Origin of the sequence: Halosolutus amylolyticus, from assembly GCF_023566055.1 — an archaeon.
Taxonomy (GTDB): domain Archaea; phylum Halobacteriota; class Halobacteria; order Halobacteriales; family Natrialbaceae; genus Halosolutus; species Halosolutus amylolyticus.
Genome location: NZ_JALIQP010000004.1, coordinates 234,635 through 256,817 on the forward strand (window position 1 = coordinate 234,635; position 22,183 = coordinate 256,817).

Sequence of the window (22,183 nt, forward strand, 5' to 3'; positions counted from 1 at the left end):
ATAGTCCAATTCTGGTTGTATAGATGTTTCTGTTTTCTGTCGTGTTCGATGCGGAGCACGACCGGCGAAACGGGCGTCTCCTGTGCTGTGAGACACTACGTGGCCGACGGTCTTAACGATTTTCAGAGCGGCGTGAAAGTGGCCCCGATCGAACGTATTCGCCGTTCCCTCGCGTGGTTTTCTCTTTCACGCCGGTACCTCCGGTGATCTCGTCGGCGCCATCCGCTCGTCACGCCGTCGCCGGACGACTCGACCCGACGGGTCAGCGATCGACACACTCGTCGTCGACAGTGTGTCACAGTATCCAGAAAGATTACGTCCTTTCAGTGCGGGGATGGGTGTATGATCGAACCACTGACATCGGGCTCGGCGATCCTCCTCGCGCTGGCAGTGCTCGCTGCCATCGCCGTCGCCATCGTCGCGATCCGAATCGCGATCAAACTGGCCATCCGCGTCGGCATCGTCGCCGCGATCGTCCTCGCGGCGCTCTGGGCAACCGGGACGCTCGAACTGCTCCCCGGCGTCTGATCGTCCGATACGGATCGCATCGCGTCAACGTGGATCCGTGCCGACTACGAGACGGTTCTGGACCGTCTCCCCGTCGGATTCGCGTATCGCTTCTCCTGACGACGCGCGGTCGTGTTCGGTTCACGTCGCGAGAGGACAGTCCATAGTGCCGTTCGATCAGATCGACGCGAGGAAGTTCTCGATCACGTCGTGTCCGACGGCCGTGAGCACGCTCTCGGGGTGAAACTGCACGCACTCGATCGGGTACTCGCGGTGGTGGACGCCCATGACGAGCGTCTCGGTCCCGTGGTCGGCCGTCGCCGTCACCTCGAAACAGTCCGGCACGTCGGTCGCGACCAGCGAGTGATACCGTCCCGCGCGAAAGCCCTGCTCGAGGCCGTCGAAGGCACCCTTCCCGTCGTGGTCGACCGCCGAGGCCTTGCCGTGGATCGGGTCCGGTGCCCTGCCGATCGAGCCGCCGTACTCGTAGACGGCGGCCTCGAGGCCGAGACAGACCCCGAGCGTCGGCACCTCGGGACTGACCTCGCGGAGGACGTCCATCGAGACTCCCACGTCGCGGTCGTTCTTCGGGTGGCCGGGTCCGGGGCTGATGACGATCGCGTCGGGATCGACTGCCCGGACGTCGTCGAGCGACGCCGTGTTCTTCAGGACCTCGGTTTCGGTGCCGTCCTGCTGGCTGACGTACTCAACGAGGTTGTAGGTGAACGAGTCGTAGTTGTCGACGAACAGCACGGTGAGCGGGTCCGACTCCGCGGTCGAATCGACGGCTGGCTCCTCGCCCGTCGCGCTCATCGGCCCACCTCCGGGGTCGTCTCGAGGTCCTCAACCGGGGTGTCCCTCGCGGTACCCGTCTCGGCCCCGTCGCGTTCGATCGCCTCGATCGCCGCGAGCACGCCGCCCATCTTCTTCTCGGTCTCCTCGTACTCGGCTTCGGGGTCGCTGTCCGCGACGAGTCCTGCGCCAGCCTGGACCGTGATCCGATCGGTCTCGGGTCGCGGCTCTCCCTCCCGCTCGCCTGCGGCGCGTGGCGCCGCGCCTGCTTCCACCGTAGCCGTCCGGATCACGATCGCGAAGTCGGCGTCGCCGGTCCAGGAGTAGTAGCCGACGCCGCCGCCGTAGAGTCCGCGGGGGTTGGCTTCCAGATCGTCGATGATCTCCATGGCCCGGATCTTCGGCGCGCCCGAGAGGGTTCCGGCGGGGAACGAGGCGCGGGTCGCGTCGAACGCGTCCGCGTCGGCCGCCAGGTCACCCGTCACGGTCGACTCGATGTGCTGGACGTGGCTGTACTTGAGGACGTTCATGAACTCGTCGACCCGGACGGATCCCGGTTCGGCGACGCGGCGCACATCGTTTCGTGCGAGATCGACGAGCATCGTGTGCTCGGCGCGTTCCTTCTCGTCGGCCAGCATCTCGCCCGCGAGTCGGCGATCCTCGACGGGACTCGCTCCCCGATCACAGGTGCCGGCGATCGGGTTCGCCATGACCTCGCGCCCGCGCACAGAGACCAGCGTCTCGGGGCTCGCGCCGACGACGGTGCGGTCGTCGTGCTCGAGCAGGTACATGTACGGCGACGGGTTCACGTCGCGCATGGCCTCGTAGAAGCCGATCGGATCGATCTCGCCGTACAGTTCCCGCGTCCGCGAGACGACGCCCTGGTAGATGTCGCCGTCGAGGACGTGCTCTTTCGCCCGCCGGACGCTCTCCTCGTACTCGGCTTTCGGCCCGGCGACTTCCGAGTCACGGACGAACCCGCCCGTCTCCGGGGGCTCGGCCTCACGGAGGGTGTCCGCGACCGCGGCGGCCTCCGATCGGAGCTCGTCGTAGACCGCGTTCGGGTCGTCGTCGGCCTCCAGTACCGGCGTGAAGACGAGCGAGACCGTTCCCTCGAGTTCGTCGAACGCGAGGGTCTTCGTGTTCAGGACGAACTGGGCGTCCGGGAACCGCGATTCGGGCCGCTCGAGACCCACCTCCTCGAGCCAGAGGTCGTAGACGGCGTCGTAGGCGATGAAGCCGACGAGACCGCCCTCGAGGTGCTGGCGATCGTGTTCCGGCAGGTTCGCGAGTCGGACGTCGGGGAGCGCACCCCGGAGCGCGTCGATCGTATCGCCCTCGACGTCGGGGTCGATCAGGTCGGTCGGGGCGTCCGCGGAGAGGGCCTCGACGGTCGTTCCCTCGGGGCCGACCGTCACCACGGCCTCGGGATCGTAGCCGACGTAGGAGAACCGGGCGTGGCGCTCGGCCTCGGCGGAACTCGGCCGGAACGCGCCGTCCGGGTCGCTCGAGGCCGTCTTTTCGGCGCTCTCGAGCAGGAACGCGTACGACGATCGGTCGCGGTCGCTCCCGTTCGATCGGCCGGTGAGCGCGGCGTACGCCGCCAGGGGTGACGTATCGAGATCGAACGTCGCGACGGCGCGGACGACCGCCGGGCGCTCCTCGCGTCCGCCCGCGTGGTCGATGAATTCGTCTCGATCGACGTCCAGCGTGGGGGTGTCGGAGTCGGTCATGGTGAGGAGGTGTGTACCGATCGGGTGGCGGTCGTCGCCCGGTCGACGAACGATCGCACGGCGTCGTCGTCCTTGACGCCTCCCTCGGCCTCGACGCCGCTCGCGACGTCGACGGCGAATGGATCGACGGTCCGGACGGCCGCCGCGACGTTGTCGGGGGTGAGGCCCCCGGCGAGGATCAGCGGCACGTCGAGATCGGTCGCGACGGCCCGGGTCCGCTCCCAGTCGTGCGTGTCGCCGGTTCCGCCGCCACCGTCGTCGCTCGTCGAATCGACCAGGAGGGCGTCGACGACGTCGTCGTACCGCGCGGCGGTCTCGGCCTCGTCGGCGTCGATCGCCACCAGGATCTCCGCGTCGACGGCCGCACGGACCGTGGCGAGTTCCTCGACTGACAGCCCGCCGTGGATCTGGATCGCGTCGGGAGCGACCGCCTCGACGAGGTCGATCGCCTCCCCGGGCGTCTCCGGCATCGTCACCAGCACGCTCGTGACGAACGGCGGGACGGCCGCCGCGAGGGCCGCGGCCCGCTCCCGCGAGACCTCCCGCGGCGTGTCGACGGGCACGTCACAGATGATCCCGACGGCGTCGGCGCCGGCGTCGATCGCCGTCTCGAGGTCGTCGTCGGTGGTCAGGCCACAGATCTTCACGCGCGTCATCGGCCGTCCACGTCCGCCACGGTTGGCTCCTGTCCCGTCCGGAGTTTTTCGAGCGTCCGCGCCGCGTCGCCAGAGTCGATCGCCGCCCGTGCGGCGTCGGCGCCGGCCTGGAGGGAGTCGGCCTCGCCCGCGACGTAGACCGCTGCGCCGGCGTTCGCGAGGATGACGTCGCGTTTCGCGCCGGCCACGTCCCCCTCGACGATCCCGCGGAGGTCGGCCGCGTTCTCCGCCGGCGTTCCCCCCGCGATGTCCGCGATGTCGTGTTCGGCGAGTCCGAGATCCGCCGGTTCGAGAGTGTACTCCTCGACGTCCTCGCCGTCGACCTCCGCGACGGCCGTCTCGCCGTGGATCGCGATCTCGTCGGTTCCCGCGCCGTGGACGACCAGCGCGCGATCGACGTCCATTCGCGCGAGCGCGTTCGCGAGGACGGGGGCCAGGTCGGGATCGTAGACCCCGATGACCTGTGCGTTCGCCCCCGCGGGATTCGTCAGGGGGCCGAGCACATTGAAGATCGTCCGCATCTCGAGTTCGCGACGGGGGCCGATGACGGCCTTCATCGCGGGGTGGAACGCGGGCGCGTGCATGTAGCCGATCCCCCGCTCCTCGATCGAGGCCTCGACGGCCGACGGCTCGACGTCCAGCGTGACGCCGAGTTCCTCGAGCACGTCGGAACTCCCCGACGACGACGAGACCGAGTAGTTGCCGTGCTTGGCGACCGGCACCCCCGCGCCGGCGGCCACCATCGCGCTCGTCGTCGAGACGTTGATCGTGTCGTAGTCGTCGCCGCCCGTGCCGCAGGTGTCGACCAGCGGCGTCCGGTCGGGATCGATCGTCCGGGCGGCCGCGCGCATCCCCTCCGCGAAGCCGGCGATCTCGGCCTCGGTTTCGCCTTTCGCACGCAGTCCTGCCAGCAGCGCGCCGATCTGTGCCTCAGTCGCGTCTTCGAAGACGGCCGTCGAGGCCGCGCGAGCGTCTGCCTGTGAGAGATCCTCGCCGTCGGTCACCCGTTTGACGTACTCCTGCATAGTGAACACCAATGTACGTAGTTGTCTTACAATGTCCAAATCAGTACATCCTATTAAGGCTGTCGGAGGGTTGTGGGGTGGACTCGCGTACGGCGATCGATTCGAAACCTTCAATTACGGTGGCGGGCAACGAACGAGTGCAGACAAGGTGGCGACGGACGCCACGGAAGCGAAACCAGGCGGGTTGGTGGTCTAGTCTGGTTATGACACCTCCTTGACATGGAGGAGGCCGGCAGTTCAAATCTGCCCCAACCCACTAATTTTGCGCCGAACAATTCCGTGAGGCACAAATTCGTTACGTTCGGGAGATTTGAACTAGACCGAGGTTCTGCGAGCGACGCGAGCTGGTTCTCGGGCGTAGTTCAAATCTGCCCCAACCCAGCGATCGGCTCCGTAACACGATCGCTTCGCGTCTCGTACCGATCGCCGGGGGCCGACGGTCGCCGGACGCGATCGATCGTCCAGCCGCCGCGGGCGCGATCCAGTAGATGCAACGTAACTCCCATTAGTTCGACTCGCCATACGAGTGTATAGTGCGCGAGAACCGCCACCTGTCCGCGAACGGTGCGAGACGGGGAATCGAAGCGCTCGGTTGGCTGTACGTCGTGGTAGCCGCCGCTCGAGCGCTCGTCCAGTTCGATCGGGGCGTCCCGGTCGGGAACGTACTCATCGTCACGCTCCTGATTGCCGGCCCCGGGTTCGTGCTCGTCTACGGCAGCTACTGGGTATCGCGGTCCGATATCGACGGCGAATTTTATCCGGACGTCGTTCGCTGGTGTCTCGCCGGGTTCGGCACGATGGCCGGGATCCTCCTCCTCTATCACCTGCAACCGGACGGCAGCGTGTCAAACCCGGGGACGGCACCGCCGATCCTGACGGCGCTCAGCACCGCCGCGGGCTTCGCCGTGGGCGTCTACGACGCCCGGGCCAAAACCCGAACGCGGGAACTCGAGCGCCGAAACCGGCAGCTCGAACGAACCCAGACGGAACTCGAAGAGACGATCCAGCGACTCGAGGAGGCCAACACCATGCTCGGGGAGTCGAACGAACGCCTCGATCGCTACCGCCAGTACACCGATCACGTGCTGGACGCCATCCACGACGTCTTTTACGTGCTCGAAGCGGACGGCTCCCTCGAGCGGTGGAACCGGAGTCTCTGCGAGGTCACCGGCTACTCGAACGCGGACGTGGCGACGATGAACGCGGTGGAATTCGTCGCAGAGGACGATCGGGACCTGATCGCGAACGCGATCGCGGACGGGTTCGAAACCGGGAGTATCCAGGTCGAGGCGTCCCTGCTCACGAAGGAGGGCGATCGCATTCCCTACGAGTTCGCCGCGTCGACGCTCGAGACGCCCGACGGCGATCGGGTGCTGGCGGGCGTCGGCCGCGACATCTCCGACCGCAAGGAGCGCGAACGAGTGCTCGAACACCGGGCCCGCCAACAACAGGTCGTGGCCGACCTCGGGCAGTTCGCCCTCGAGACCGACGACATCGACGAACTCATGCGCGAAGCGACGCGACAGGTGGCGGCCGTTCTCGACACCGACTACTGCAAAGTGCTCGACCTCGACGAGCGCGGCGATGCCCTCCTGCTTCGCCAGGGCGTCGGGTGGCAGGACGGCCTCGTCGGAACGGAGACGGTGTCCGCCGACGAAGCCGACTCCCAGGCCGCCTACACCCTGGCGAACGACCACCCGATCGTGGTCGAGGACCTCGAGACCGAGACGCGGTTCGGCGGCCCCGAACTGCTGACGAATCACGACGTCCGTAGCGGTATCAGTACCGTCATCGGCCCGTTCGACGAGCCGTGGGGGATCCTGGGGGTTCACGACACCGATAGCCGATCGTTCACCGACGAGGACGTCACGTTCGTCCAGAGCGTCGCCAACGTCCTCGCCGAGGCGATCGAGCGCCAGCAGTACCGGACGGAACTCGAGGAACTGATCGCCGACCTCGAGGTGTCCAACGAGCGCCTGGAGCAGTTCGCCTACGCGGCCTCGCACGACCTGCAGGAGCCGCTTCGAATGGTGTCGACGTACCTGCAACTGATCGAGCGCCGGTACGGTGACGAACTCGACGACGAGGGCACGGAGTTCCTCGAGTACGCCGTCGACGGCGCCGATCGAATGCGCGATATGATCGAGGGGTTGCTCCAGTACTCGCGCGTCGAGACGCGGGGCGACGCGTTCGAGCCCGTCGACATGGACGCCGTCCTCGAAAACGTCCGCGAGAACCTCCAGGTAACAATCGATCGGACTGACGCCGAGATCACGGCCGAGTCGCTCCCGCGGGTCGTGGGCGATGCGGGGCAGCTACAGCAGGTGCTCCAGAACCTCCTGTCCAACGCGATCGAGTACAGCGGGCCGGAGTCGCCACGAATACACGTCGGCGCCGAACGAAACGGAACGCAGTGGACCGTCTCCGTCGCCGACGATGGGATCGGCATCGACCCGGCCGACCAGGAGCGCATCTTCGAGGTGTTCCAGCGACTCCACAGCCGCGAGACCCACGCCGGCACTGGCATCGGTCTCGCACTCTGTGAACGGATCGTCGAACGCCACGGCGGGGAGATCTGGGTCGAATCGGACCCCGGCGAAGGGGCGACCTTCTCGTTCACGGTGCCCGCAGTCGAACCGGAGTCGACGAGGGAGCGACGGGGCGAGCGCGGCGACGAGACCGACATTCGCGACTCTCCCGTCGGTGAACGTCGACAGTAATCGCGATCGCGACCGGTCGAACCGCCCGGATTCGGCGACCTACCGCGAGAAGAGTCCGAGGAGTCGGCCCAGGAACCCGGTCGACTCGTCCTCGCCGGACGGGTCGTCGTCCTTTGCTTCGGAGTCGTCCGAGTCGCCGTCGGGATCGATCGACCCCGCGAGCGGGCCGGCGTCGTCCCCGAGGTCGTCGGCCCCACCGCCGGAGCCGGTCGAGGTCCCCGTCTCCGCTAGGTCGTCCATCGTGAGTTCCACGTCGTCGATCGCCGGCGTCGACTCGCGACCCTCGCCCGCCTCCGCGGCGCGGACGTCCGCACCGGTGACGGTCCCGCGCTCGACTCGATCGGCGAGGTCCGCGAGCGGGTCCTCGGCGGCGTCTGCGGCCGGCTCGTCGGGGTCGTCGATCGAATCGTCGGATTCGTCAGTCGGACCGTCACTCGAGTCGTCCGTCTCGATCGTGTCGTCGACGTCCTCATCGACCGCTGCCGCATCGTCCCGGGCTTCGGTAGCGTCCTCGACCGACGACTCGTCCGGCGTGGACTCGACGTAGTCGCCCTCCAGTCGCGTCCTGGTGGCCGCATCGTCGCTCTCGGTGGCGTCCGTCGGGTTCGTCGCGTCGGTCTCGTTCAGGGAGTCGAGGATGTCGTCGACGCTCTTCTCGGAGACCACACGCTGCGGTCCCCCGCCCGGTTCGGAACTGTCCCCCTCGTCGGCCGACGACTCCGACTCGCGTCCGGACTCGGCCGCGGATGATCGTCCGTCACTCATTGTCGTGGTGTGTCGACCGCGTGATCATAACGTTTCCCCTGCGGAGTCTGTTCAATTACCGAACGTGACCCATCCCCGCCCGATCGTGTGGGCACGGTCCGATCGAACGTCGGTCGCGGGACCCGGCGATCGGCGGCGGACCGGGGTCGGGAGGCGACCCCTGCGACGTGGCGATCAGTCGCCGGCGACGGAGTCCGCGGTCCGTTCTTCGGCGAGGGCGGGTCGCGAGAGGACGACGTTGATGACCGCGCCGAGGAGGATGAGGATGCCGGCGAAGTAGAGCCAGGTGACGAAGAGGAGGACGACGCCGACGGCCCCGTAGGCCGCGTACTGGCCCGCGTTGGCCGCGTAGAGCTGGAACCCGGCCTGGAGGATCGTCCAGCCGACGGCGGCGAAGAACGCACCGGGGAGGATCTCGCTCACTGCGACCGGGATCGGCGGGAGCACGTAGTAGATCGGCAGGAAGACGAGCACGAGGCCGACGAGCAGCGTGAGCCAGCTCAGCGCACCCGCGAAGGGGATCGTATCGGCGGCGAAGCCGATGATCGTGCCGAGGACGACCATCAGCACGAGCGCGCCGGCACCCGCGACGATGACCGCAAGTCCGTCGCGGATCTCGTCGACCAGCGAATCCTCGGCGACTTCGTCGTAGACCTTGTCGAACGCGAGGCTGAGTCCGCGAAAGACCTTCAGCGCACCCCACGAGGAGACGAGCAGTGCGACGACGGTCGCCTCGGTACGCCCGGATTCCGTCGTGAGCGCGTCGGTGACGAGTTCCTGCCCGGCCGGGGGGAGGAAGTCGCCGGCGACCACGACGAGTCGTTCGGCGGTCGCTTCGCCGCCGAGCAGAGAGCCGACGACGAGCGCGAGAAGCACCATCGGGATCAACGAGACGAACGCGTAGTAGGCGAACCCGGCCGCCAGGAACGTAATGTCGCGATCGCTCGCCGTCCTGTAGATCGCGGTGAGCGTCTCCGGAACCTCCATAGGAGCGCTACGGTCTCCACCGCCAAGAACCTGAAACATCGTCGCACTGCGTGGGAGTTGCGACGCCACGGGCATCGCGGTGACGGTCGTCGGGCGGGGCTACCACTCGTGACAGAAGTTCTGGCTCGCGTAGACGGCCCCGTCGTCCGCGACGTAGACCCCGACGCCGGCTCGATCCCAGCCGTACGAGTCGTGTTCTTCGAGGATCGCCGCCCGGTGGTCCGTGGAGTTCATCCACTGGTCGACCAGTCCGGTCGCGACGGCTTCGGCGGTCTCGTACTCCGTGACGTCGTCTTCGTCGCCGGGTCGTTCGACGGGCCGATCGAGCCACGTCAGGGCGATGTTCTCGCCGTAGCCCTGGCAGTAGTCGTCGACGGCGGTGAACCGATCGTAGGGGCCCTCCCCGTCCGGGTTCGTGTGCGAGAAGTACTCTCGATCGGCCATGTCCCCGCTGTGGGCGCGCGAGACGGAGGCGACGGTGCCGTCCCACTCGAGGGGGTCGAGGCCGTGTTCGGCGCGTCGATCGTTCACTTCGGCGTGGACGAAGTCCTCGACGGTATCGGAGGAGACGGTTTCGACGTCGGTATCGTACGTCGAGACGCCGGGATCGGCGGGATCCGTGACGTCGGGGTTGCGCTCGCCGGCCGGCGGGGGCTCCGAACTGGGGTTCGATCGGGAGTCGATCTCGACGTCACCGATCTCGACGTCGTCGACGAACTGGGGAGCGATCAGGAACGATCCGAGGACGATCGCACACAGGAGCAGGACGGCGACGAGAAACCGGACCACCGATCCCAGGAGGGCGCGGTCGTCGCGATCGTCGCCGTCGGACGGAGCGGTGTGACGGCCAGCCATCGTGCTATCGTTTCGGCGGGATCGAATAAGGGTGCCGTGTTGGCTCGCAGCCGCTGACACATCCGTCGGCGCTGAAATGACGCATCCCTGTGATCGTTCAATCGCTCGTTATGTTGCCGGATCCGACCCGAAGATCGTCTCGTGGATGCCGATGACGAGTCCGGGGACGACGGCCATGAAGAGGTGCTCCTCCAGCGGAATGCCGGCGACGTCGATCCCGGTCCGAAGCTTGATATCGAACACGCCGACTGCGAGCGTGTACCGGTCCCAGACGTAGGCGATCGGGTACAGGGCGGCGATCGTGACGGCCGCCTTCCGGAGGGCGTCGGCGCGCCACAGCAGGAGGGCGGCGACGGCGCCCCAGAACAGTTCGGTAGCGAGGTACGTGTACCGGCCGAGCACGCTGATGTCCGGTGCCATACGTCCGGTACGATGACACGATGCAAAAGCGCTCCGTCGGTCGCGATCGATTCCACGGGTGGCGCGCCGAGTTCGACCGTCGTGGGTCCACGGTCGCAGTTTCCGTCGACGGGCGGCGTTCGCCGGAGGGGACTCGCGGGACCGTCTCCGGCGCACAGTGGGTTCAGGTGGGCATTCGTAGGCGGCCGTCAGGTGAGCATGCGTCGGCGGCCCATGCTTGCCAAGGTTAAATACCTCCGCGGGCAAACACCCGACAGAAGGATGAATATCGCTGATATCGCCACCCAGGATTACATCGAAGTCGACGTCGGAACGCGCATGGGGAAGGTCCGTTCGACCTTCGAGAACGGCAACCCCAAAGGAATCATCGTCACGGACGATGGGGAGTACGAGGGCGTCATCAGCGAGCGAGAGGTCCTCCAGTCCCACGTCGAGGACGACGCCAAGGTAGCGGCGTTGATCAAACCCAGTCGGAACTCGCCGGCCCCCAAGGTCGATCGACAGGAGGACGTCAGGGAGACGGCGCGGGTCCTGATCGAGTCCAACGCGAAGGTCGCGCCGGTGTTCGAACACGGCGACCTCTGGGGCGTCATCACCGACGACGCGATCCTCAAGGCGGTGCTCGACAACCTGGACACGCTCGACGTCGAGGACATCTACACCGACGATCCGGTGACCCTCCAGGAGGACGACGGGGTCGGAAAGGCGATCAACCACCTCCGGGAACACGGCATCTCCCGGCTCCCGGTGTTGAACGAGAACGGCTACCTCACCGGCGTCGTGACGACCCACGACATCGCCGACTTCGTCATCCGCGAGAACCACTCGACGACGACCGGCGATCGCGTCGGCGACTCCCAGCGACTGCTCGACGTCCCCGTCTACGACATCATGAACAGCCCCGTCGAGACGACCACGCTCGACACCAGCGTGAAGGCGGCCGTCGAGACGATGCTCGAACAGGATTACGCGGGACTGATGGTCACCCCACAGGACGACGATCGGATCGTCATCGGCGTCCTCACCAAGACGGACGTCCTGCGAGCCCTGACCTACACCGAGGAGGACCACATGGACGTCCAGATCACGAACATCTCGCTGCTCGATACGATCTCCCGCGAGTCGATCGTCGAGAGCATCCAGGACGTCGCCGACAAGTACCAGGACATGCAGGTCATGCACGCGCACGTCCGGTTCAAGGAACACCAGGAGAAACTCCGCGGCACGCCGCTGATCTACTGCCAGATTCGCCTGCGGACCAACAAGGGCCAGGTCGCCGGCACCGGCGAAGGCTACGGCGCGGAGAACTCGTTCCGGGTGGCGCTCGACAAACTCGAGCGGAACGTCCTCGAAGTGAAAGGCGTCACCAGCGACGAGGAGTACCGCGGCCAACTCCTGCGGAAACTCAACGAACTGTAGTCGCGCCCGTCCGACGGACGGAGAGCGGATTTTCGATCGGCGTTCGACTACAGACGCGCGCCGTCCTCGCTTCCCTCGATCCCGGACTCGGTGATCCGGAACTGTACCGACTCGCCGGCCGCCTTCGATCGGTGCTTCTCGAGGGTCGCGCGACGATTCCCGCCGCGGAATCGCTCGACGCGGACCACGGCTCCGGTCCAGTGTTCGAGCGTGTTCCCGCCGAGCGGGCGGGTCCGATCGGCGTCGGGATCCGAAAACACCTGGTTCGTCACCACGACGGCGAGGTCGTGTTTGCGCGCGAGCGAGAGGAGGTGCGTCACCTGCCGCGCGACCCGACGGAGCGCCTCGCCGTCGTCGCCCTCGCCGGTGCGTTCGAGGCGGTAGAAGCCGGTCGCGCTGTCGAGGACGATCAGATCGGCGCGATCGGCGAACTCCTCGGCGTCCCGGACGGCCTCGGCCTGTTCCTCGAAGTCGAGCGCCTCCTCGATGACGATGCGAGAGGCGACCGCCTCGACGTCCTCGTCGGCGTCTTCGTCCCCGGCCGCGTCGATCCCGCCGATCCCGTCGGCCGGCGCGTCGTCCCCGACGCGGCCCGAGAGCAACTGCTCGAACCGATCGACCGAGACCCCCTCGGTGTCGATGAAGACGGCGGTGCCGCCGTCGGCGGCGGCCTCGACGGCGGCCGAGAGCGCGATGTTCGTCTTCCCCGCCGCTGGCGGACCGTACAACTGCGTGACGGTCCCGCGTTCGAACCCCCCGCCAAGCAACTCGTCGACCGGGCCACAGCCGGTCGGGATCGCCTCGTCGGTCACGGTTCGAGTTGGCGTCTGGCGTGCAAAAAGGCCCCGGAAGCGGATCGCGAGCGGTCCGATCGGCCCGCCGGCGAACGGAACGCCCCTCGAGTCGATCACCGCGGTGGGCGGTCCGCGGCGGGTCGCGTACGTTTATTCGGCCCGGTCCCGAAGGACGAGCGTGATCGTCGTCGCTACGGACGACTTCGAAGTGTACCACGGGGTCGTCAACGAACTTCGCGACCGGGGAACCGCGTTCACGACCGTCGAACCCGGTGAAGGATTGCCGGACGAGACCGCGGTGGTCGTAACGGGCGCGGCCCACGCCGACGACTTCGCGGACGTGACGACGATCGTCGCCGATCCGGACGCGCCCCGGCGGGCGGTCGACCAGGCCCTGGCCGCGGTGCGTGGCGACGGCGGCCGGACGATCATCGGCGTCGATCCCGGTCGAAAACCCGGCATCGCCGTGCTAGCGGGCGAGATGGTCGTCGCCGCCTTCCAGGTCCCGCTGTCGGACGCCGTCGATGTCATCCAGCGGGAGGCGAGCGACGCACCCTCCCCGATCGTCCGGGTCGGCGACGGCTCCCGCCTCGAGGGGGCGCGGCTGGTCAACGACCTCGAGGACGTCCGGGTCGAACTCGTGGACGAAACCGGAACCACGCCCTATCTCGGCACCGGTTCGCGCGGGATAGGCGACGTCCTCGCGGCGGTCAACATCGCGCGACTCGAGGGCGAGGTCGTCGACGTCCGATCGATCGACCCCACCGAGGGGGAACTCCAGGTTATCAGGGACCGATCGCGCGAGCAGAGCGAGACGAACCGGGCGATCGACGAACTGCTCGCGCGGCGGGTCGCCGCTGGGGAGTTGACGATCCAGGAGGCGCTGGCCGAACACCGCGGCGAGGGCGAGGAGCAGGACGAGTCGGACGACGCGATCGAGTGACGGGTTGCCGGAATTGGTTCGAGCGAACGCCGTGGCACTATCTCCGACGACCAATGACGGCAAAAACGAGTCGTCGAATATCGGTCGGTCAGACACGACCGGAACCCGTACGGCGGAAACGTTCTCTGCTTTAGGAGTGCCTCACGATCATCGATGCGACGAGCATCACCACGAGCACGAGTCGATTTCGAACTCTATCGCCGACAGTGGCGAGGAGGGCTGAACCGATCGTACGAGGAGTTTGAGACGACCGGGAGATCGACGAACATCGTTCCCGACGAGCTGACGATGGGCGGAGCGCTCGGAGGAGGTCACCACGAGGGCACTCGGTGGAGCCTTGACGCGAGTCGAACGAGACGATGCCTGTCGACGTCCGTAGCTACCGAATCCGGTTGCTATCGGGGACGCACGTCGTACTCGACGTCTACCTCGGCGGTACCGGACAATTTGAAATCGGCGATCGTTCCGTCGAACCAGTATGCGTCTACCGCACCTGCGTCGACGAAGCCTTCGACGGTGGAGTCGTCGATCGTGTCCGCCCTGTCGATCGAAGCGTCCCGGTACTCCGACTTGCTCACGTCGCCGTCGATCGTAAACGAATACCTGCTCTGGCTCGATGCGTCGGTTCCGTCGAACACGATCGCGTGTGGAAGCGTCACCTCACCGGTGTAGTCTTCGGGGTCGATCCGCTGGTCGTCGAGGTAGACGTGCGTGCCGCCCTCGCGGAACGTGAATTCGACGAGTTTACCTGACAACTGGTACCGGTGAACGTCGCGTTCGATCGTCCCTTTGGCGCGCCCCCCGGAGACGACCGTCGCGTCGTCGCCTTCGAGCACCTCGATCGAACCGTCCGTGGCGAGGTCGTATTCCGAGTGCGTGCCGTTACCGACGATCGTCACCACATGCGATTGCTCGCTGCCGTATTCGGCCGGATCCACCCGTTCACCGTTGACGGAAACGCGCGCCTGCCCGTCGACGGTGAGTTCTTCGAGGTCGCCGCTAAAGCGGTACGCGTCGCGCCATCCGGTGACGGTCCCGGTAACGCGGCCACCGTCGATCGTATCCGCGTCACTGACGGACGCGCCGCCGTAGGTCGATTGTTCTACATCACCGGTAACGGTGAACTCGTACAGGCTCTCACCGGTGGTGCCGACACCGTCGAAAAGGATCGTATTTTCTAGCGGCGCATCTTCTGTCGGTTCCTCGTTGCCGGTCCCGTCGGTTCCGTCCTGCGTTCCACCGTACGCAGTCGTTCCGTATCCTCCCACCCCGTATCCGTCGTTCGTCTCCGACGCCGAGGCGGTTCCTGCAACGATCGGGATCGCGCTCATCCCAAGCAATCTGAGGACCGATCGTCGCTCAAGGCTTGATGGAGGTTCCGGTTGATTCCGCGTTGCGTTGTCGCCGTTCGGTTCTCCCGTGAACGTGTTCTGAGTTCTATCGATCGCGTCGTGCCGGGTCGTCGAACGGTCGCGTTCGGATACCATGTCTCGAGAGAGATATATTCACGTGTTCCTGTCTGATCATAGTCGATGGTATACACATAGACTGACTTTTTATGGGCAACTGAATTTCAATCGATCCGTTCGTTCCTACTGGCGCGTCGAGAAGCAAGTGCTGAGCCCCGATCGCATGAGAAAATGAATCTTCCGTAACAGGGCCGTTCGACGAAGACGGAGCTACGTTCAGATCGCTACATGGAGAATCGTACAAGTGAGGACTGACCGCCGTGGTATTCGGTGAACGGCGAGAGGCGACGATGAGGTCCGGTACTCGGATACCGATCTGGACGACTCAATCTGCGACCGAACCGGCTACGACTAAATTCGTCGAAGCGATCACTCCACCGTGACGCTCTTTGCGAGATTCCGGGGTTTGTCGATCGATCGGTCCAGTCGGTTCGCGACCCAGTAGGAGACCAGCTGCAACTGTACGTTCATCAGGATCGGCGTTAGCCGCCGATCAGTCTTCGGGATTCGCAACACGTGATCAGCGAGAGGTTCGACCCGCTCCTCCGCGTCGGTGACTGCGATTACCGGCGCTCCGCGGGATTCGACCTCTTTGATGTTCCCGATCATCTTCTCGTAGTTCGCATCGCTGGTGAGAAGAGGGAACACTGGCGTTCGCTCCGTCACGAGCGCCAAGGGTCCGTGTTTCAGTTCGCCGGCCGGAAACCCTTCGGCGTGTTTGTACGATATTTCTTTCATTTTCAACGCTCCCTCTAGCGCCACCGGGGCGTTGTAGCCGCGACCGATGAAGAAGTACGCGTCCGAATCGACGTACTCCTCGGCGATTTCCTTCGCGGACGAGTCGTCTAGGATGGATTGCATCTGGTCCGATAGTGCTCGCAGGGCATCGACGAACTCGCGTGAGCATGATCCCGTGATTGCGCTCGATAGCATCGCCAGTGCCGCCTGCTGCGAGGCGAACGTCTTCGTCGCTGCAACGCCGATCTCCGGGCCGGCGCGGATGTACATGACGCGATCGGTTTCGCGGGCGGCGGAACTCCCCACCACGTTTGTCACCGCCAGCGTCCCCGCACCGACCTTTTTTGCATCCCGAAGCGCCGCCAGAGTATCGGCCGTTTCGCCGCTCTGAGTAACGCCGACGACTAGTGTCTCCTCGTCGACTGGAATGGCGTCGACGTCGTATTCGCTCGCGAAAAACGCCGTTGCAGGGATGCCACGTTCGCGAAATAGGCGCGACGCATACATCGATGCGTGATACGACGTCCCGCAGGCCACGAAGTGGATTCGCTCCGGTCGTGGCAGGTCTTCTAGTTCGTCGATCGTTATGGACTCGTCTATCGTCTGGGGGCGCCCTCGGAGACACTCGCGGATGGCGTGCGGTTGTTCGTAAATCTCTTTAAGCATGTAATGATCGTAGCCGCTTTTCCCGGCGTCCTCCGGATCCCACGAAATCGTTTCGACGGGCATGTTGACGGGAACCCCGTTCTCGTTGATTATCTCGATGTCCGATTGTTCCATCACAGCGACCTGACCGTCCTCCAGATACACGACTCTATCCGTGTACTCGAGAAACGCCGGAACATCGCTTGCCAGGTAATTCCCATCGTCTCCGATTCCGAGAACCAATGGAGACCGGTTGCGGGTCGCGTACACTGTCTCACGCTCGGCACCGATCGCTGCCACGGCGTAACTCCCGTCCAGCCGATCGACAGCCCGACGAAACGCCGTCTCGAAGTCGTCACCCTGCTCGAGTGCCGTCTCGATGAGGTGGGGAATGACTTCAGTGTCGGTCTCGCTGTCGAACCGGTGGCCGTTGGCCCCGAGCGCCTCGCGGAGTTCCTGATAGTTCTCGATAATTCCGTTGTGGACGACGGCGATACGGCCACTACAGTCCGTGTGCGGATGGGCGTTCGTATCCGATGGTTGGCCGTGTGTGCTCCATCGAGTGTGGCCGATGCCGGCGAACCCATCGAGGGTCTCATCCGAAAGCGTCTCTTCGAGTGCGGATAGTTCTCCCTCCCGCTTGTACACCGATATCGACGAGTTTGCAACCGCAACCCCGGTCGAATCGTATCCTCGGTACTCGAGGCCCGACAGCCCGTTCAGCAATACGTCGACGACGTCTTGATTCGCTCGCGTTCCCGTATATCCGATGATACCACACATCAGGAACGCACCTCCGTCTTCGCTGCGAGGGTCCCACGAACTGTCGTCCCCGCCTGTAACTCCGAGCCAGCACCGACGATTGCGCCGGGAACGTACGTGACACCACCGCCGTCCCGGACGCGATCCGCCAGCAAGGCACCGAGTTTCTCGTTTTCGAAGACGCGGTCCTTGACGTGAACGTCGCCGGGGCCACCGGGAATCGTCGACCCTGCTCCGATTGTGACGCCGGTACCAGTGACACACTCGATCACCGTCGCGTTGTCCTTGATGCGGGAGTCCGCGTCGATCACACTTCGTTTGACGACGGCGTTCGACCCAACGGTCACGTTCTCATCGAGACAGACGTACGGGCCGACAACAGCACCCGGTTCGATCGTACAATCCCGACTGACGACGACTGGCTCGCGGACGACCGCGGACCCGTGAACGGTCGCTGCGTCGAGACCGTCCGTCGGTCGATCTCCCTCGACGACTCCGGTGTCGAACAACTCGAACGAGATGTCCAGTAGATCCCAGGGGTACGTCGCGTCGACCCAGATCCCCTCGGAGACGGCACCGTTCACGTCGTGTCCCGCGTCGACGAGTTCCGACAATCCGTCCACGAGGAGGTGTTCGCCCGCTCGCGGCTCAGCGTCTCGGACAGCATCGAAGGCTAATTCCTCGAAAGCGTATACGCCAGCGTTGAGGTGATAGATCTCGTCGTCACGAGGGTTTTCTACGATACGCGTTACCTGCCCGTCTTCGATACGGACGCCGCCGTATTCGTCCACGTTCGATCGTTGCAAGAGCGCGATCGTCGCGGCGGCGCCGGACTCGTGCGTCGTCAGCACGTCTCGAATAATTCGACTATCGACGACCTGGTCGCCGTTGATAACGAGAGCGGTCCCTTCGACGACGGATTCCGCTGCGAGCAGCGCGTGGCCAGTTCCGAGTTGTTTCTCCTGTGTGACGTACGTGATCGGCGCATTTCGATACCTGGGGCCGAAGTATGACTGAATACGCTCGTGCCGGTACCCGACTACCACGACGAATTCTGTGATGCCGGCGTCGAGGAGTTGGTCGAAAACGTGCTCAAGGATCGGTTTCGTCGCTACGGGTAGCATCGGCTTTGGGCGATTCCGGGTGAGTGGACGGAGACGCGTTCCCTCTCCAGCGGCTAGGACGATAGCGGGGTAGTCGGACATAGATATTCTCATCGGAGAGGTACCCTTTTGAGTCACCGACAGTATCACACATTCAATGACAAATAAAAAACGAACATGTTAGTTGTCATCACTGCGGTCGTGGAAATAGTGTCTTGAACGGCAACAGATTACGTACGGTAGCGGCCGCCCGCGGATTTTCGAGTCCGGGTTCGAATCCGGGCCGCTAAAAACCGCTGTTTTAGCCCGATATTCCTTGATTTACAGTGCCCATCGCTCCAGAGCGAGTCCGATGCTCTCGAAATTCTGTCCGGGCGTGTTCGGGTAGCAATTGCTGAATGACCTTCGAACATCATCTCGATAGCGCATCATGATTACCGAATGTGTGCGTTCGTTCAGTTGACTGTTTCAACCGTCGAGAACAGTACGGTTTCCGGTAACGAACGAGGTGAAAACAGACGTTTTCGGCACTGCCAGGCGACTTGCAACCGCCCAATATCGACTCGATTTCGCCGCCAGTTCTGGGCTCGGCAATCGCGTCTATCGGAGCGGATTACTGCTACTGCGGTCAAGAGACGTGTCAGATTACTCCAGTTCAATCCTCTATTCCTATCGCCGTCAAGGCGAAGATACCGAGCGCCGTCGACTCGAAGTGTCGTCACGCCGCCAAGCGGCCGATCGAATCGAAAACGAGTTCGATACCTTCCTCGGCTCTCGATACCTTCCTCGGCTCTCGATACCTTCCTCGGCTCTAGTACTCCCTCTCTGCCACGCTTCCTGTCGAGAGGGGAGACCGGCACACGTCGTACCGTCGAAACGTTCGGCGAGACAGTCTCGATACGCTCACGTTCTATCGCTCCGTCCGCGCCGGATCGAATCTAGTTCCTGTCCGATGTCAGACCGGTCATTCGGTGAGAGCGAGCGTCGAGTTGTCGGTTTCACTGTCGTTGATCTCGATCCAGAGGTGGACGTAATAGTCTGCGTTTTCCGTTGACGGGTCGTCCGGAACGTCGTCGAGATACAGCAACCAGACGATCCGAACGTCGTCACCCGTCATCGTCGGTTCGAGTTCGTGCTCGTGTAGCCACGTCTCGCCGTGGATGACCTGTGTCTCGAATCGGTCGAGTTCTCGTTGCTCAGTGACCGACGTATCACCGTCGTCAACCGCCACAGTCTGTTCTGCGAGGATGACGGTGTAGTTTACCGTTCGTTCCTCGTGATTGTCGATTCCAAGAACGATTTCCCGACTCTCGTTCCGTTCGAACTCGGTCGGATACTCGTCGGCGATCAGTTCGTCGCCGTCCTCCGTCAGGAGGTAGATTGCGGAGAACTCCTCTCCCGCTGGAGGGACGGTTATTGCGTAGCCGACGCTCGCCATCGTGACGAGCAGGGACAGCGCGAGAACCACGTTCAGCGCAGCGTCAGCCCGTGTGTCGGGTTCGAGTGATTCGGAACGCCCGATCGCAACCCACTCGCGAAACGGAACGCGAAACCGTTCATCTTCGGGAACGCTCATCCGACGAATCGCGGCGACGGCGACGAAAAGCAGCGTCACGGCGCTGAGAGCGACCGTGATCGGGATCAGCCGAACTCCCCACCGGGTCAGGTTCAACGTGATCGAGATTACCGGAACGATCGCGATACTGAGGCCGAACGAGAGTACCCCTCGTTCGACTCCGTCGATTCTCGATCGCCAGGGAACTGCCCAGAACGCGGAATCGCCGGACCCCCGTTCGAGCGCGTCGCGTCGAGGTGACTCGCCGCGCCGGGGAAACAGCGCGGCGAGGATGACGTATCCGGGAACGAAGAGGAGAAACCCGAGTCCGAGCGGAACCCGAAGGAACGTCTCCCGGAGACCGGGAGCGAAGATGGCGACGTTGACCAGTACCGTCGCTCCGATCACCGCGCCCAGATCTGCTGGAAACGAGTCGATCGACTGCGGACGGTCCAACCTGCGCGAACGGTCGCCGGGCATCGCAATTCCGTACCATTGCCGATAGTAAAAGCTGGATGGTTGGTACACGATACAGTCTCGCGGGCTGAAAGAGCGAGCACGGCGGCGTACGATGAGAGTTCCGCGTCGGTACTGGCGCTTCGAGATCACAGTCACGATTCGATGACACACCGACAGCGACCGGATACAACACCGTATTATCGATGGGATGTCGCCATTATGAATGGGTGGTAATGATCTCTTGCGACCACTGGTTTCAAACGTATCATCGATGTAGGGGCAGAGACATATGGGCCAGTCACAGGAACCTCCCCTCCCGGAGAATTTCGGCCGACGACGTCTCCCTAGAATACGTCCGCCCGATTCTGATTCGAACGCCGTCGTCACGATAGCCGAACTGACGGCAAGTTCCGGGGGTTCGAACGAATGACTGGAAACAGCGTAGAAAGCGACGCAGTCAACACCGATGCCGACGTGGCTGCTCAGCACCCCGACGAACGACAAAGGAGCGAAGAACGATCCGCATTCGGTGAGAAGCGAGAAGCGCGCTTTCGTAGCAACCGTCCCCGTTCGTCTCGTCTCGCGGCACTCGGACTGGGTGCTCTCGGGATTATCGCCGCAGCGGGCGGGATCGTGTTCCCCGATGCTCGTGAGGTACTGTTCGCACTCTCAGCAACCGGGCTGTTCGGTGGTCTGCTCGTGTACGCTTTCACGACCGGCCGGTTCGTCGACGCCCCCGTCAGCGACCGGATCTATGGCGCTGCTGCGGCGAACGAACAGACCTTCGTCGACGAACTGGAACTGAGTGCCGACCGAATTTACGTTCCGGCGGACGAACCGAACGCCGCTCGTCTCTTCGTTCCCCAACAGGCCGACTATGACCTTCGCACAGATTCAATCGAGTCACTCGCCGTCGCTCCCACGGGATCGATCGGGTCACCCGACGTCGAGACGGGCCTGCAAGGCGTGATCTTAGAACCAACGGGTGACGGCCTTTTCCGGGAGTTCGAACGGATGCTCAGGCCCGATCTCTCGACCGCCGCGCAGCCGATCGCCGTCCAGCTTGCGGACGGTCTCGTCAACGGACTCGAGCTCGCCGGTGCCGTCGAACCGGACGTCAGCCCGACGGAGGGCCGTGCGACGATCAGAATCTCCGACAGCGTCTTCGGCGACGTCAGTCGCTTCGATCACCCCGTCGTTTCCTTTTTCGGGGTTGGACTCGCCACCGGACTCGACCGTCCGGTGATCTTCGACGGGATCACGAGGGAGGACGAAACGAAATGGCTAGGTAGCTACCGCTGGAATCCTGACGGTGAATCTAGCGGTCGCACGGATGACTGATCGTTACGTTGCCGGCATCCGTATCGATCCGTCGAGGCTACAAGAACGACAGGTAGAGATCCCCCAGTCGCGTTTCGAGACGGAATTTGTCGGGTTTGCCCACTAGTACACGGAGTGACGGCTGACGGTGTCTCGTCTCGCGCAAAAACGACGAACCGGATACGATTCGATTTCCTGCTCCAGAGCCGAACTGCGGGCTCACGGCAGGAGTTCTGGGGGCAAGATCTCGTACACGCGGCGGCTGATAACGACCACGAATCCGACGAACCCGAGCACGATGAGCCAGCGGATGTGCGTTCGCCATCGCGGTGTCACACTGAGCGGTGCCGTTAGTTCCGTAACGACGAGGAGTCCTATCAGAGCGAACGTGAAAAACAGGCCGTAGGAAAACGATCCCAAGATCGAGAGCACGAGCACCGTCGCTACTAGCCACGCGAGGACCCCCCACGCGAACCACATCCGAAGTCGGGTTGCCATCGAGACGTTGTCACGCGG

The 22,183-nt window shown here is 64.3% G+C and carries 19 protein-coding genes and 1 tRNA gene; 6 read left to right on the plus strand and 14 right to left on the minus strand.

From position 1 onward, the window contains the following. The first annotated feature begins 342 nt into the window (after positions 1 to 342). Entirely contained in the window at positions 343 to 528 is a 186-nt protein-coding gene (locus MUN73_RS16465; RefSeq protein ID WP_250141601.1) for a DUF8029 family protein, read from the plus strand. A 156-nt stretch (positions 529 to 684) separates the two neighbouring features. Here the strand turns inward: MUN73_RS16465 and trpG are convergent, their stop codons facing one another. The 4 genes from trpG to trpD are packed head-to-tail and all read right to left on the minus strand — an operon-like array spanning position 685 to position 4,713. Beyond that, positions 685 to 1,320, minus strand: coding sequence for an anthranilate synthase component II (gene trpG / locus MUN73_RS16470; RefSeq protein ID WP_250141602.1), 636 nt, complete (start codon positions 1,318 to 1,320; stop codon positions 685 to 687). After that, the gene (trpE, locus tag MUN73_RS16475; protein ID WP_250141603.1) at positions 1,317 to 3,032 is read right to left on the minus strand and encodes an anthranilate synthase component I; all 1,716 of its coding nucleotides are present in this window, start codon (positions 3,030 to 3,032) and stop codon (positions 1,317 to 1,319) included. Before trpE ends, trpG begins: the two co-directional genes overlap by 4 nt. After that, the gene (locus MUN73_RS16480; protein WP_250141604.1) at positions 3,029 to 3,688 is read right to left on the minus strand and encodes a phosphoribosylanthranilate isomerase; all 660 of its coding nucleotides are present in this window, start codon (positions 3,686 to 3,688) and stop codon (positions 3,029 to 3,031) included. Before MUN73_RS16480 ends, trpE begins: the two co-directional genes overlap by 4 nt. Then, positions 3,685 to 4,713, minus strand: a complete 1,029-nt coding sequence (gene trpD, locus MUN73_RS16485; protein ID WP_250141605.1) for an anthranilate phosphoribosyltransferase — start codon at positions 4,711 to 4,713, stop codon at positions 3,685 to 3,687. Before trpD ends, MUN73_RS16480 begins: the two co-directional genes overlap by 4 nt. 181 nt (positions 4,714 to 4,894) lie before the next feature. Between trpD and MUN73_RS16490 the strand changes: the two genes are divergently transcribed. Both MUN73_RS16490 and MUN73_RS16495 read left to right on the plus strand, forming a co-directional pair. Next, positions 4,895 to 4,969, plus strand: a tRNA-Val gene (locus MUN73_RS16490). A gap of 277 nt (positions 4,970 to 5,246) precedes the next feature. Next, positions 5,247 to 7,433 (plus strand): ATP-binding protein, encoded by a 2,187-nt coding sequence (locus MUN73_RS16495; protein WP_382181978.1) that lies wholly within the window; start codon positions 5,247 to 5,249, stop codon positions 7,431 to 7,433. Positions 7,434 to 7,472: 39 nt separating this feature from the next. On the opposite strand, the gene MUN73_RS16500 is transcribed toward MUN73_RS16495, so the two are convergent. The 4 genes from MUN73_RS16500 to MUN73_RS16515 form a co-directional block, all read right to left on the minus strand. Further along, positions 7,473 to 8,198, minus strand: coding sequence for a hypothetical protein (locus tag MUN73_RS16500; RefSeq protein WP_250141606.1), 726 nt, complete (start codon positions 8,196 to 8,198; stop codon positions 7,473 to 7,475). A 174-nt stretch (positions 8,199 to 8,372) separates the two neighbouring features. Beyond that, entirely contained in the window at positions 8,373 to 9,185 is an 813-nt protein-coding gene (locus tag MUN73_RS16505; protein WP_250141607.1) for a YihY/virulence factor BrkB family protein, read from the minus strand. Positions 9,186 to 9,284: 99 nt separating this feature from the next. Beyond that, positions 9,285 to 10,040, minus strand: coding sequence for a CAP domain-containing protein (locus MUN73_RS16510; protein WP_250141608.1), 756 nt, complete (start codon positions 10,038 to 10,040; stop codon positions 9,285 to 9,287). A gap of 108 nt (positions 10,041 to 10,148) precedes the next feature. Then, entirely contained in the window at positions 10,149 to 10,460 is a 312-nt protein-coding gene (locus tag MUN73_RS16515) for a lycopene cyclase domain-containing protein (protein WP_250141609.1), read from the minus strand. 261 nt (positions 10,461 to 10,721) lie between these two features. Between MUN73_RS16515 and MUN73_RS16520 the strand changes: the two genes are divergently transcribed. After that, positions 10,722 to 11,879 (plus strand): CBS domain-containing protein, encoded by a 1,158-nt coding sequence (locus MUN73_RS16520; protein WP_250141610.1) that lies wholly within the window; start codon positions 10,722 to 10,724, stop codon positions 11,877 to 11,879. 47 nt (positions 11,880 to 11,926) lie between these two features. On the opposite strand, the gene MUN73_RS16525 is transcribed toward MUN73_RS16520, so the two are convergent. After that, the gene (locus MUN73_RS16525; RefSeq protein ID WP_250141611.1) at positions 11,927 to 12,691 is read right to left on the minus strand and encodes an AAA family ATPase; all 765 of its coding nucleotides are present in this window, start codon (positions 12,689 to 12,691) and stop codon (positions 11,927 to 11,929) included. Between the two features lie 160 nt (positions 12,692 to 12,851). Here MUN73_RS16525 and MUN73_RS16530 point away from each other — a divergent pair, with 160 nt between their 5' ends. After that, entirely contained in the window at positions 12,852 to 13,616 is a 765-nt protein-coding gene (locus tag MUN73_RS16530; protein WP_250141612.1) for a hypothetical protein, read from the plus strand. Positions 13,617 to 14,011: 395 nt separating this feature from the next. Here the strand turns inward: MUN73_RS16530 and MUN73_RS16535 are convergent, their stop codons facing one another. From MUN73_RS16535 to MUN73_RS16550, 4 genes are all read right to left on the minus strand, one after another. Then, the gene (locus MUN73_RS16535) at positions 14,012 to 14,947 is read right to left on the minus strand and encodes a hypothetical protein (protein WP_250141613.1); all 936 of its coding nucleotides are present in this window, start codon (positions 14,945 to 14,947) and stop codon (positions 14,012 to 14,014) included. 507 nt (positions 14,948 to 15,454) lie between these two features. Beyond that, positions 15,455 to 17,251, minus strand: a complete 1,797-nt coding sequence (gene glmS / locus MUN73_RS16540; protein ID WP_250141614.1) for a glutamine--fructose-6-phosphate transaminase (isomerizing) — start codon at positions 17,249 to 17,251, stop codon at positions 15,455 to 15,457. Continuing rightward, positions 17,251 to 18,435, minus strand: a complete 1,185-nt coding sequence (locus tag MUN73_RS16545; protein ID WP_250141615.1) for a sugar phosphate nucleotidyltransferase — start codon at positions 18,433 to 18,435, stop codon at positions 17,251 to 17,253. The genes glmS and MUN73_RS16545 overlap by 1 nt, the downstream gene beginning before the upstream one ends. Positions 18,436 to 19,297: 862 nt before the next feature. Further along, positions 19,298 to 20,296, minus strand: a complete 999-nt coding sequence (locus MUN73_RS16550; RefSeq protein WP_321575769.1) for a DUF1616 domain-containing protein — start codon at positions 20,294 to 20,296, stop codon at positions 19,298 to 19,300. Between the two features lie 477 nt (positions 20,297 to 20,773). Here MUN73_RS16550 and MUN73_RS16555 point away from each other — a divergent pair, with 477 nt between their 5' ends. Continuing rightward, positions 20,774 to 21,688 carry a DUF7982 domain-containing protein gene (locus tag MUN73_RS16555; RefSeq protein WP_465261001.1) on the plus strand — a complete coding sequence of 305 codons (915 nt, stop codon included), beginning with the start codon at positions 20,774 to 20,776 and terminating at the stop codon, positions 21,686 to 21,688. A 198-nt stretch (positions 21,689 to 21,886) separates the two neighbouring features. Here the strand turns inward: MUN73_RS16555 and MUN73_RS16560 are convergent, their stop codons facing one another. Further along, positions 21,887 to 22,165: a DUF8044 family membrane protein gene (locus MUN73_RS16560; RefSeq protein ID WP_250141618.1), complete on the minus strand. Its 279-nt coding sequence runs from the start codon at positions 22,163 to 22,165 to the stop codon at positions 21,887 to 21,889. Between the last annotated feature and the right edge of the window lie 18 nt (positions 22,166 to 22,183).

Excerpts from the sequence above, each read along its gene's own strand:
- MUN73_RS16535 (WP_250141613.1), bottom strand. The coding sequence starts at position 14,947 with ATGAGCGCGATCCCGATCGTTGCAGGAACCGCCTCGGCGTCGGAGACG.
- MUN73_RS16520 (WP_250141610.1), top strand. The coding sequence starts at position 10,722 with ATGAATATCGCTGATATCGCCACCCAGGATTACATCGAAGTCGACGTC.
- MUN73_RS16505 (WP_250141607.1), bottom strand. The coding sequence starts at position 9,185 with ATGGAGGTTCCGGAGACGCTCACCGCGATCTACAGGACGGCGAGCGAT.
- MUN73_RS16560 (WP_250141618.1), bottom strand. The coding sequence starts at position 22,165 with ATGGCAACCCGACTTCGGATGTGGTTCGCGTGGGGGGTCCTCGCGTGG.
- MUN73_RS16555 (WP_465261001.1), top strand. The coding sequence starts at position 20,774 with ATGACTGGAAACAGCGTAGAAAGCGACGCAGTCAACACCGATGCCGAC.
- MUN73_RS16545 (WP_250141615.1), bottom strand. The coding sequence starts at position 18,435 with ATGTCCGACTACCCCGCTATCGTCCTAGCCGCTGGAGAGGGAACGCGT.
- glmS (WP_250141614.1), bottom strand. The coding sequence starts at position 17,251 with ATGTGTGGTATCATCGGATATACGGGAACGCGAGCGAATCAAGACGTC.
- MUN73_RS16465 (WP_250141601.1), top strand. The coding sequence starts at position 343 with ATGATCGAACCACTGACATCGGGCTCGGCGATCCTCCTCGCGCTGGCA.
- trpD (WP_250141605.1), bottom strand. The coding sequence starts at position 4,713 with ATGCAGGAGTACGTCAAACGGGTGACCGACGGCGAGGATCTCTCACAG.
- trpE (WP_250141603.1), bottom strand. The coding sequence starts at position 3,032 with ATGACCGACTCCGACACCCCCACGCTGGACGTCGATCGAGACGAATTC.
- MUN73_RS16510 (WP_250141608.1), bottom strand. The coding sequence starts at position 10,040 with ATGGCTGGCCGTCACACCGCTCCGTCCGACGGCGACGATCGCGACGAC.
- MUN73_RS16480 (WP_250141604.1), bottom strand. The coding sequence starts at position 3,688 with ATGACGCGCGTGAAGATCTGTGGCCTGACCACCGACGACGACCTCGAG.
- MUN73_RS16500 (WP_250141606.1), bottom strand. The coding sequence starts at position 8,198 with ATGAGTGACGGACGATCATCCGCGGCCGAGTCCGGACGCGAGTCGGAG.
- trpG (WP_250141602.1), bottom strand. The coding sequence starts at position 1,320 with ATGAGCGCGACGGGCGAGGAGCCAGCCGTCGATTCGACCGCGGAGTCG.
- MUN73_RS16515 (WP_250141609.1), bottom strand. The coding sequence starts at position 10,460 with ATGGCACCGGACATCAGCGTGCTCGGCCGGTACACGTACCTCGCTACC.